Source organism: bacterium (assembly GCA_037143175.1).
In the GTDB taxonomy this organism is placed as follows: domain Bacteria; phylum Verrucomicrobiota; class Kiritimatiellia; order CAIKKV01; family CAITUY01; genus JAABPW01.
In genome coordinates, this window is record JBAWZF010000074.1 from 1 (window position 1) to 10,692 (window position 10,692).

The 10,692-nt window shown below is 55.0% G+C and carries 11 protein-coding genes; 3 read left to right on the top strand and 8 right to left on the bottom strand.

Annotated features, from left to right (window positions below; genetic code table 11):
* Positions 1–675 precede the first annotated feature (675 nt).
* Genes WCI03_14275 through WCI03_14285 form a run of 3 tightly spaced genes read left to right on the top strand, consistent with a single transcriptional unit; the run spans position 676 to position 6,869 of the window.
* Positions 676–3,168, top strand: coding sequence for an ATP-binding protein (locus WCI03_14275; GenBank protein ID MEI8141018.1), 2,493 nt, complete (start codon positions 676–678; stop codon positions 3,166–3,168).
* Positions 3,169–3,177: 9 nt separating this feature from the next.
* Complete coding sequence (locus WCI03_14280) at positions 3,178–5,844, top strand: ATP-binding protein (protein MEI8141019.1); 2,667 nt, start codon at positions 3,178–3,180, stop codon at positions 5,842–5,844.
* Positions 5,845–5,876: 32 nt separating this feature from the next.
* Positions 5,877–6,869 (top strand): hypothetical protein, encoded by a 993-nt coding sequence (locus WCI03_14285; protein ID MEI8141020.1) that lies wholly within the window; start codon positions 5,877–5,879, stop codon positions 6,867–6,869.
* A 112-nt stretch (positions 6,870–6,981) separates the two neighbouring features.
* Here the strand turns inward: WCI03_14285 and WCI03_14290 are convergent, their stop codons facing one another.
* From WCI03_14290 to WCI03_14325, 8 genes are all read right to left on the bottom strand, one after another.
* Positions 6,982–7,293 (bottom strand): hypothetical protein, encoded by a 312-nt coding sequence (locus tag WCI03_14290; protein MEI8141021.1) that lies wholly within the window; start codon positions 7,291–7,293, stop codon positions 6,982–6,984.
* The gene (locus WCI03_14295; GenBank protein MEI8141022.1) at positions 7,275–7,733 is read right to left on the bottom strand and encodes an ATP-binding protein; all 459 of its coding nucleotides are present in this window, start codon (positions 7,731–7,733) and stop codon (positions 7,275–7,277) included. Before WCI03_14295 ends, WCI03_14290 begins: the two co-directional genes overlap by 19 nt.
* A gap of 78 nt (positions 7,734–7,811) precedes the next feature.
* The gene (locus WCI03_14300; protein ID MEI8141023.1) at positions 7,812–8,378 is read right to left on the bottom strand and encodes a hypothetical protein; all 567 of its coding nucleotides are present in this window, start codon (positions 8,376–8,378) and stop codon (positions 7,812–7,814) included.
* A complete protein-coding gene (locus tag WCI03_14305) occupies positions 8,375–9,013 on the bottom strand; it encodes a PIN domain-containing protein (protein MEI8141024.1) in 639 nt (212 codons plus the stop codon). The genes WCI03_14300 and WCI03_14305 overlap by 4 nt, the downstream gene beginning before the upstream one ends.
* Before the next feature lie 107 nt (positions 9,014–9,120).
* Positions 9,121–9,453, bottom strand: coding sequence for a transcriptional regulator (locus WCI03_14310; GenBank protein ID MEI8141025.1), 333 nt, complete (start codon positions 9,451–9,453; stop codon positions 9,121–9,123).
* Entirely contained in the window at positions 9,450–9,746 is a 297-nt protein-coding gene (locus WCI03_14315) for a type II toxin-antitoxin system RelE/ParE family toxin (protein MEI8141026.1), read from the bottom strand. The genes WCI03_14310 and WCI03_14315 overlap by 4 nt, the downstream gene beginning before the upstream one ends.
* A 78-nt stretch (positions 9,747–9,824) precedes the next feature.
* Positions 9,825–10,235 carry a hypothetical protein gene (locus WCI03_14320; GenBank protein ID MEI8141027.1) on the bottom strand — a complete coding sequence of 137 codons (411 nt, stop codon included), beginning with the start codon at positions 10,233–10,235 and terminating at the stop codon, positions 9,825–9,827.
* Between the two features lie 51 nt (positions 10,236–10,286).
* A partial coding sequence (locus WCI03_14325; protein ID MEI8141028.1) for a winged helix-turn-helix domain-containing protein occupies positions 10,287–10,692 on the bottom strand: 406 nt, incomplete at its 5' end.

The window sequence follows — 10,692 nt, forward strand, 5'->3', positions numbered from 1 at the left end:
TGGCCGTCGGAAATCTTCAGTTCATCGAGCGAGTGGGCTCTATCTATGTGAGCCGTAGGAAATTCACTTATGCGGAAGTGGGTGCCTCGCCCGGCTTGTCAACCTGGACTGTTCATGAAGCAGGCGCTTCTTATGGCTCGTCTTCAGGGGTCAAAACAGGCCTTTAAGGTCCGTAATCAAGTTGATATAATGTGTATTGCTATGCGGCGCAACGACTTGACGTGGATAGACCACGGATTCCCCCAATATCTACGGAACCAAGGAGTTGGACCTCCTGTCAACCTGTGCAAAAAATGCACAGGTTGCCGCTGACGGCGGAGTTCGTCAGATGGATCTATATAACTTGGACATGATCATAGCTTACGAGAACGGTTGAGCACTCGCTGCGGGATGGGTTAGTCTCTGTTCGACCCCGTTTACAGTAAAACAGGCTCGTTTCAGTAATCAGACCAGCCGCAACGATTCAAAAGCTGGCTTATAACGCTCTTGACCTTCATGACGGATTTTCACATGATCACAACCATGAAAACGATGTTTCAGGAATGGTTACGGGCGGTCTAAACGGGTGTGTACCCGCACCGCTAGAAAAGCGATTTCGTATCCATCCATTCATATCCATTCCATGACAGATCCCATGGCGTCCGACAAACGTTATTCTATGAGTGTGGTCACTCGATGAACTTGATACAGGCTAACTTCAAGAGTCTTCACGCCGCAGTAGTTCTGCTGGAGCTGTCAGACGGTCGGGAAGCCGCTTTGGACCGAAGAGAGATCGAGGCCCCAGCCATCCTTAACGCCGACTCAGACGCGGATGTTCAGGCCTACTTCAAATGCGACCCAAGTATCTTGGTTTTGTGTTCCGAGCCGGAGGTGTCGGATCGGCCACTTAAGGCCGAGCGCCGCCCTCTTCTGCGACACTCGCATCTCAAGGGTTTCCTGACCTACCGACTGGGACAGACAAAGAAACTGGTGGTCCGGGACGCGACAAGCAACGTCTATGCCTTCGGTGATCTGTCAGAAGGCGTCGGTGGACGGTGCCGCAAACGCGCAGTTCGCGGCCTTGTACAAGAACGTGGACTTCTCCCCATGAAACAACTGGACGAGAAGCGGCCTGTGACATTAGAGATGGTTCGGCGAATAAGTGTCGATGATGACGATTTCTGGCGCGAAAACTATCCAGAATACGAACTTTGTGCCGCTGACACTGTCCTTGGATGCATCTCCGGCTTCGAGTACAGAGGCGTCGGGGATGACACGGTGATCGTAGACCTCGATCCCGTGGCCTATCTTAACCGCTTAGCAGAGAACCTAGAGGATGTATTCGAGCACTTGGGTTTCGATGGTGGAGCAGCCTTGCCAGCCGCCCTCGAAGCGGCTTCCCCGTCATCCGTGCTGACCGATGCGGACATGATTCCCCTGGCTAACCAAGGCGCCATCCTCATCGTTGACGATGATAGGGAAGGGACCCTGCTGCCAGCCAAGGATTTTCTGGCCAACAACGGGTATGAGGTAGTCCCTGCGGCATCGGCAAGTGAGGCCAAGGGTTTGGTCAACAAGATGTTAGAATCACCGGGTTTTCAGACTATCACATCCGCTTTTGTGGACATCCATCTCACACAAGACATTCAGCGCAGTGACCACGCTGGCATTGCATTTGCCCACTGGCTCCAAGACCGCATTCCCAATTGCGGCATCATCCTCATGTCAGCCGAAGGCGAACAGTCTGTCGATGGTGCGAAACAGAGGGCATGTGGCGAACTCCAAGTGGTCGGCTACGAAGCAAAACCGTTCAAACACGGCAGATTCAGAAGCCTTATTCGTGCAGCCGCGTTACCAGAACGATTGCGTGCGGCCGACTTGTTCGTCGTTGCTCCCGACAGAACAGCGAAGACAACCGAGAACCTGAACCGATTGCAGGCACAGACCGCGCAATCCGCAAGCGACATATTGGAGGAACTCAGGCGACGTCTTGGTGCCGATTCAGTCTACTTGTTCAGACTGCATCGCATCACCCGCGTCGCCGACGCTGAAAGTTGCGTCGGCAGACAGTTTCCCCGTTTCGGTCACTTCAAAAGAGGTCTTCGGTACAGTCCAGTTCGAGACGTATGCGAGTGTCGAGAAGAATGGTGTCATACGAATGTGCCCATGTTCCGAGAGGGGAAGCATCGCAAACTACTTAGTCTCTGCGACCCAGCCCACAAGTATCAGACATGTATTGCGACGCCTGTAGAACAACCGCCAGGCAGTGACTACCTCTACAGTTTGTTCGCCTTCTTCTACCCATCCACGGAGCACGGCACAGCGCCTTTGGCCGCGCCCCAGTTGATGCCAGGCTGTGACAACGCCACATCCCCACGAACCAGGGAAGAACTCGCACTGGCCGCAATGCGCGAGATTGCCCACCGTATCTCACGTGAACTGATCATTAACTGGCATATCAAGATGCGAGCAAAAGAGGATCCCGTGTTCATGGCCGGCATGCTCGCTGTCAGCCTTGGACACGAACTCTTCCACTGTCTCCAAGGTGCCGAGTGGGAATGCGCTGCATTGGCCCCACACATCAAACCGAACATCACTACATCACGCGAAGATGTGGTCCTGATGGATCGTCTGAAGAAGAGAACCGATAGAGCCATCGACATAGTCATCGGTCTTGCCCGCCAGGCGAATACCGATGCCGAACGGGAATCTGAGTTTGATGTGCGTGACGCTATCTTGTCGGCGGCGCTTTCCGCGAAGATGGCAAGTTCTGGCGTTACCGTGCGCTATTTCTCAGAACCATCGGTTCTTCTAAGCGGCCAACGAGGCAAGATTGAGCGCATCGTCCACAATCTCGTCCTAAATGCAGTTCAACAGACAGCTCGCTCCATGCGTCGCGGTGGTCTTGTATATGTCAAACACTACATTCGTGATGTCGGCAGGAATCGCCAACTTGTTGTGAGGGTCTTTGACAATGGCCCGGGCATTCATGGTTATATGACGAAACGCATCTTCGAGCCGGGCGAAACTTCTCGCCCAGATGGAACTGGTATGGGTCTGACGATCTGCGCTCAGGAGATTGATCGGATCGGACACGGTTCCGTTCATGTCGCAGAGTCGATTCTGTGGGCGGGAACGTGCTTCGAGGTTGCGTTTCCATCCAATCTGTTGGTGCGGAAGAAGAACTAAGGGGATCTCATGTACGACCAGATACACGGAGTGCTGCTTTTTGACGAAGATGCCACCCAACGAGAACCGCTTCGTGACGAACTGACGCGTTCAGGCTATCAAGTCACTGCAATCGGGCATGTTGCTGACGTGTTGCGCGAGGTCCGGACGCAACGCAACATATACGATTTTGCGGTATTCGACCTGGATTTCAGGGGAATCGCTGCCGGAACAGGAGAACTCGAAGTCGCGCGGATTACCGATGGCCTCCGACTGTGTCAGTCGGTGTCGAGCATTGACCCGTCTCTACCCATCATCCTCTATCATGACACCTCACGTTCAGATCCCTCGCACATTGCAGGGCATAGACAATTGGAGGAACCCGAAGCTATTGCCAATGGTGCCTGCCGACTGGTTCAGCAACGCGGCGTTCCCAATGTTCTTGCTGGCCTTGTCAAACAACTGCGCGAACTCGACGAGATCGGAAATGAACTTAAGCGATTGCAGGAGGCGCGGGCGAGCATGGGCCACTTGGTCGCGGGACTCGGCGCGGGTTTCCAGGTTGTAGACGGGCGCGGCAGAGTTTGGTTTACGGATGATGAATTCCGGCGAGTCGTCGGCACGTCTGGAATGCCCGACCGCATTTGCTACTGTCAGTCGCACGGCTACTGCCGGCGACATGGCATGTGCCACAATTGCGTTGTCCGCAAAGTCATGGCAGAGGGACTTCCTGACTATGAGATATTCTACTCGCCGACCTATCCTCAAGGCCCCGGTACGGCGCCGGTCTTCCAGTACCTGAGTGTACGGGCAACGCCTATTTTCGCGAAGAATGACTCTGTGCCTGGAACCAATAGCGATGGTTCTGATCGGCTCAGGAATAGAGCAATTGCCGCCATTGAAGCCGTATCATCGGTGCCTTCTCGCTTCATCGCCCACCTGCCACTGAACGTGCATCTGGAGATGCTTGCGAAGGGTCTGCAGGATATGGGGTTTCGACGCGTATCCGTGTTTCGGTGCCGCTCAAATGCTGCGAATTCTCCGCTTGGCGAACTTGAGGGAATTCTTGCGTGCAGCATTGGTGCCGACCAGGTGTCGGACACCGTCCCTTTAGCGCATGTCTACATATCCATCCGTTCCACGCCGCCACACAATCCTGGGCCGACGACCGCTGTGCAAGTGTGCCCGGATGCGAACGGAACGTGCCTCGTCATCAACGACGCTGTCCGAAAGGAACTCGGCATCATCTCGGCTCATCCCCCCCTCTCGGTGGCCTTGGTGGGGCCGGAGGGAAACTGTATTGGCTGGGTCCTGCTTGACAACGCAGGTCCAGATTGGGAACTATCCGAGCACAAACCCGTAATACAGTCTGACCTTGTTCCTTTGCCATGTCATGGCTGCATTCCGCCGAAACCAGTTGATCTCATCGCGGAGATTGGGCGGGTCCTCCATTCAAAACCGCGGGGCAGCCAGATTGGCCTGAGTGGGTCCAATGCGGACACAGTGAAGGAGGAACAGCGATATGAACGGGTATGCCTCCGCGTGGCGGGCGCAACTCATGCTGACCCCGCTGCTACTATCGGCCTGATCTTGGAGGCAGTAAAGGAGGAGATGTCCGGCATTGAGATGGCGCATGTCCGCCGAGTCGACGGTGATCTGGCGTTGTCGGTCAAGCACGTCGGCGCCTATGGCGGGATTGCTGACGATCAGTTGGACATCCGAACCAGCAAGCGCCTTACTGCGCAGGTCGCGCGCACCGGTTTGGGCATTATTATCAGCGACATCGAGGCCCAGTACGGGGAGTACCCGCCTGGGTTGGAGGAATTTACCCCCGATGCGCGATCGCTCCTCTTGAGCTACAAGAGTCATGCGGTGTTGCCCATCAGGACCGAGATTGGGACTGTCGGGACCCTGTCATGCCAAGCGAAGAAGGCGGGATTCTTCACTGCGAGTAGGGAACGTTTTCTCCGCGCCATCTGCGCGCTGCTATCGCGCGCACTTGAGGACTTCTCACGAGACCAAGTGCAGAAGACCGCCGACGAACTGCCACGAAGCGCCGCTATGATGGTTGCTCATAATCTGGCGCAACCGCTCGCTATTATCCAGAAGTCCGCAGAATTAATCCGTCAGGATCTCCCGAAGAATCCGGACTCCGTCGGGCAGTGGGTCGGGCAGATTGAGCGCCAGTGCAAACGGTTGGTGGCCATGAGGCGTTCTTTGATCGCTGTGGCTCAGAGCGGTACCGCATCGCTTCAGGTGGAGGATATCCAGACGCGAGACCTGCTGAGTGTTATGGTAGAGGAGTGGACAGAAGGTCGTGGCATTCAGACGAAGGTGGAAATCGATCCGGGACTGGAGACATGTCGTGTTCCGCGAGCTATCCTGGAAACCTGCCTCGGCGTAATGATCCCCAACGCGGTCGATGCGATGGATGCGATGTCCGATCTGAGTCGCCGCCTTACAGTGCGAGTAAGGAGTTTGGGCGCCGCCGGAAACAGCTTTGATGTGGTCGACACCGGCCCAGGGGTGCCAGACGAAGTAGCACCGTACTTGTTTCGACCGCTCAAGTCCGCTAAGAGCCTTGGTATGGGGATCGGTCTAGCAGTAGCCCAGAAACTTGCCAGATCCGTCCAAGGCGATATTACATGGTCGCGTGCAAATGGCGAAACGGTGTTTAGTTTGAGGTTCAAGCGTTAAGATTAACGAAAGCAAAACGGAGGATATTCAAAATGAAAATGCTGTTCATGGATGATGACAAAGACTATCTGGATTTCCAAACTGAAGTTTTTGGAAGGTCGGGATACGAGGTGTTTCCTTGTGGCAGAACCCAGGATGCTGAGACTCTCGTTCGGTCTCTGGGGAACCGACTTGATGTGGCCGTTCTTGACATGAAGATGTTTGAGGTTGATGACGCGGGCGTTGTAATCGCACGCACGATCCGCGATGTCGCGCCGATGGTGCCCTCATTGGTGCTCACAGGCTTCGCTGGAGTACTCCTCGATCAGGCGTCGCGTGCCCTCATGGAGGGCATTTGTGCCTATGTAGGCAAGCTCGGTGGCCCCGGCGAAGCCGTGGGCAGTGTGGAACTTGCGCTGCGAAGTGCACACGGATACCGTATCGCGCGACTGACCGCCGCAATCGAACGTAGCGTTGCACGTTGGTGGCAACAAGCGGCCGGAACAACTCTCGTTCGAGCAGTATACGCCCGCGAAGACGATAACGTAAGCGACATGGCGCGATACTTCAGAGTCATGTGTGCGGCGACAAACAGGTGGCCCATGCCCAATCGCACTACCCCGACAGTCCCCCTGAGTGAGATTCTTCCAATTTCTGGGGAAGTCGCTGGGGTCGTGATCGAGACTGCGGAACCATCGGGCGGCGGATCGGCCATTCAAGTCCAGTCGGAAGTGCCGAGCATGCCAGATTTGAGCAACGTCGTGGCTTACCTCTCGCGCAATGGGTTTGGTCGACGCGTGCGTTGCGAATACGGTCTCACACTATCCGGAGATCGCGTCATTGTGCGTTTCACTGGTGACGGTAACGCCAACGGATCCTTGGTAAATAGGATTAATGAGATCGCAAGAGGGAGCGCACTTGCGTCAGAAGAGGAGACGCTTCTGGCAATATGGGTTATGCAAGTCAGTGCCTTTTGCGGATTAGTCGAGATGGAAACTGTGGATGGTGTCCAAACGCTCAGGATTACCATACCAGTAGCACCGTAGGGGCCGGGGCATGGCTTCGCCACAAGAGTTCATTGATGTAGAAAGAGTTGTGGTGGGAATTGAGTGTAATAACTGGCCTTAGATACCCCGACATGGCCGGCAAAATGATGATTTAAGATGACGCTGGAACAGCAACCTTGCCCGGTAAATCGTAGGCCACCTTCATGCCGTCGATCTTTACCATGCCCTCCGTGCATAAAGCATCCAGGAGGGCGGTCAGTTCCTGTTCGGAAAGCTGTTTCCGGAATAGTGCATGTAACGTGCTGCGGAGCGTCTTCATTGTCCGCGGTCTGGCTTCGGCCCGTCGAATCAGATCTTTGACTGCCGTCTGCACCTGAGCATCGAGCGCGGGGTGGGGTGTCGGATGGGGAATCCCCGCGATGCCGGCTGGAAGGCCAGTGGCGGTTATTTCAGCACTTCCCAATGCCCGCCTTTTCGTGGGCCTACAAATCGGATTTTGCCATTCTTTGTCAGTTTTGCGCAGGCCATTTCCACAGCCCGAAGTGTTTTTCCAAGTTGTGTGGCCAAATCTGCCATCGTCATGTCGGGCGTCGCCTGGAGCATCTGAAGGATTTGTACCGAAGTTTTTACCGAAGTTTTTACCGAAGTTTCTTGGGTAGTCCCCCAAATCGTTTCCATCTTAGATTCAGGAGGGAAGGGAAACTCCACCCACAGGCCATTATCCCAGCGGAACAAAGGGGCAGGGGCTCCTCTTTCTTTGCAGGCATTCCGGATCAGGTCGATACCGCGGCCCCAGGATTCGAGGTATGCGGCACGGAAGAAGGCGTTAGCAACGTCGGGATTGAAGGGGGAGGAGGCTTGTTGTTCGGTCAATTGCTCCAAAGGTGGGCGTGGCTTCGCCACAAGAGTTCTTTGATGCAGAATAAGATGTGTCGGGATTGAGTGTAATAATTGGCCTTAGAAGCCCTGTAATCATGCTGCTCAGAACAACTCGTAAATCGATTCCCGGCCAAGGTGTTTGACGAATTGGTGGACCTGCGCGAGCAAGGTGCCGGGGCTGCCGATGGGAATCCAGTCGTCGATGCTGCCTCGGAAACAGAACCGCTCGGTCACGAAGGTGCGCGTCTTCTTGTCAACCAGGATAAACCTCATGACCGCCATGAAACTCGCGTGTCTCACTTTCTCGGCGGCAGACAGCGGTCCACGGCCAAACTCAGTTGCCAACCGGTCAAGCCCGGACAGGTCGCCGGCTTCATGAACGGTGATCATGTTCTTTTTCACCTCGACCCGGTACTGCCACGGTGCCCCGTGTTTCCGGAGTGCCACCTCTACGAGCGCCACTTCTTCAGGCAAAATGATCTGTCCGGCCTTCTTCCTCAGGAATACCTGACCGTTCGCATTCTCATAGACCTCGTAACCGTCTGGGATGGCGGCCGCCAGTTGCCCGTCCGGTTCCATCGAAAAGAAGTAACTACGCTTTCCCGCCGCCGTGGTCTGATCGTGAAGGTAGTACGTCTTTCCGGTTCGCGCTGTATGTTGCACACTCACAGGGACGCGTCCTTCTCCCGCCCGCTAACGTCCGTTACATTCTTGCTCGGCAAATCGTAGGTCACCTTCATGCCGTCAATCTTTACCATGCCCTCCTTGCATAAAGCATCCAGAAGGGCAGTCAGTTCCTGCTCTGAAAGCTGTTTCCGGAACAGTGCATGTAAAGTGCTCCGGAGCGTCTTCATTGTCCGTGGTCTGGTTTCGGCCCGTCGAATCAGATCTTTGACTGCCGTCTGCACCTGGGCATCGAGCGCGGGGTGGGGTGTCGGACGGGGAATCCCCGCGATGCCGGCTGACCGGCACACCACGATGCCTTTCCCTGCGAGATGTTTAATCAACGCATCGAACCCGGAGTCCTTCGAGATGATGTGGAAACCCGCCGTTGGGTCCTGAACCGACAGCGTGCCGATGTAGTAGGCGATATGGAAGTCGAGCGCGTTCCGCCCAGCCGTTTCGAGCAGCACATACTCGGCATTTCCGCCCAACGATTGGAGCGCCATGGCGAGACCGAGCGGGATCTTTCCCTGATTCGGGCCAACGAACACTTTGACCTTGAACGATCCATCATTGAGGAGCGTGAGCTCCTTCGGCTGGACGTTTTCGTAGTCGATCAGGACGTAGTTTGTTTTTGCCATGCGCCTCTCCCGGATCTGGCATAGCCGGTACCAAATCGTAATCGTAATCACTGGCGTTCCATAGGGACGCTATGGTTATCGGTTGATTAGTTATTGGGCAAAACAGGTTACGCCTCTGCCGCCGCCAGCAAGACTTGGGGCTCTTTCTTGGCAATCTGCAATAGGCGTAACGCCGCCCCGCTGGGATTCCGCCGGCCTATTTCCCAACTCGCCTCCGTCACGACCGGCACATTCAGTAATCGTGCAAACACGGCCTGGCTAACCTTCATCTTCCGCCGGATCGACCGAACCTCCTGCGGCAGGATGCTCTCCACACGAGCCGGGAGGGCGACTTTCGTCGTACGCATCGTGATCTTGCGCCGCCCAGTCACATGGTCCCGCACATCGGTCAATGCCTGGATTAACTCATCGGCGTTCAGGTCAAAGTCATCTGTTTTCATTGTTCAAACTCCTTCTTAATCTCATCCACCAATCCACGAATGATTTTTCGTTTGTCCGGCGGTAGATCCTCAAATTCGCCTTTCGCAAAGACATACAGCAGGAATACCGTCTCAGCTCTCACGAAGAGCAGATAAAGCACGCGTGCTCCTCCGCGCTTCCCTCGCCCCGGCAAAGCCAGCCGAATCTTGCGCAACCCGCCAAGTCCGGGAATCACATCCCCCGATTCCGGGTTTGCCGCCAACTCCGATTGAAATTTCCGGCGGGGGATCGTGGCTTCGCCACAAAAGTTCATTGGTGCTGAATGAGTTGTGGCGGGAATGAGTATAATAACTGGCCTTAGAAACCCCGAAATGGACGGCAAAATGATGATTTAAGGTGACGCTGGAATAGCAGCCTTGCTTGGAAAATCGTAGGTCACCTTCAGGCCGTCGATCTTCACCATGCCCTCCTTGCATAAAGCATCCAGTAGGGCGGTCAGTTCCTGTTCGGAAAGCTGTTTCCGGAACAGTGCATGTAACGTGCTGCGGAGCGTCTTCATTGTCCGCGGTCTGGTTTCGGCACGTCGAATCAGATCTTTGACGGCGGTCTGCACCTGGGCATCGAGCGCGGGGTGGGGTGTTGGACGGGGAATCCCCGCGATGCCGGCTGGAAGGCCAGTGGCGGTTATTTCAGCACTTCCCCGCGCCCCGCTTTGGTCGAACCCGTGTGTCGGATTACTCCGGTTGATTTCAATTTCGCCAAGTGATCCTAAAAAGAGCTGTTGAGCTGGGAGGATAGACACTTGAACGCACACTTAACCGCATTCTTAACCGCCCCACTTACTCGGATCCGCTTAACCGAACCGCTTAGGCGTAGCCAGATAAGCGCTTTTCGATGGGATCAAATCGTTTAAGGGTATCCGGTTAAGAGTGGCGGTTAAGGGTGCGATTAAGTGTCGCTTCGCACCCGTTTGGTGCAGAGGGAATGACTGAAGAGGCATGTTGTAAGTGTTTCCTGTTGAGCATATAACGACAGCGTTCTTCATCTGCGGAGCAGTTGAACTGCTCCATATAGGGTGATACTTGATGCCATCTGAGCTGAGGCTTATTTTTTCAGCCAATTCTTTCCGCGTAATAGAGGGCTGTATTCTCAGCAATCGCAGGATTTGTTCTTGGGTAGTTTCTTGGGTAGTCCCCTCTGCCTTTACCCCCTTGGGTTCAGCAGGGAAAGGAAACTCGACCCACAAGCCATTATCCCAG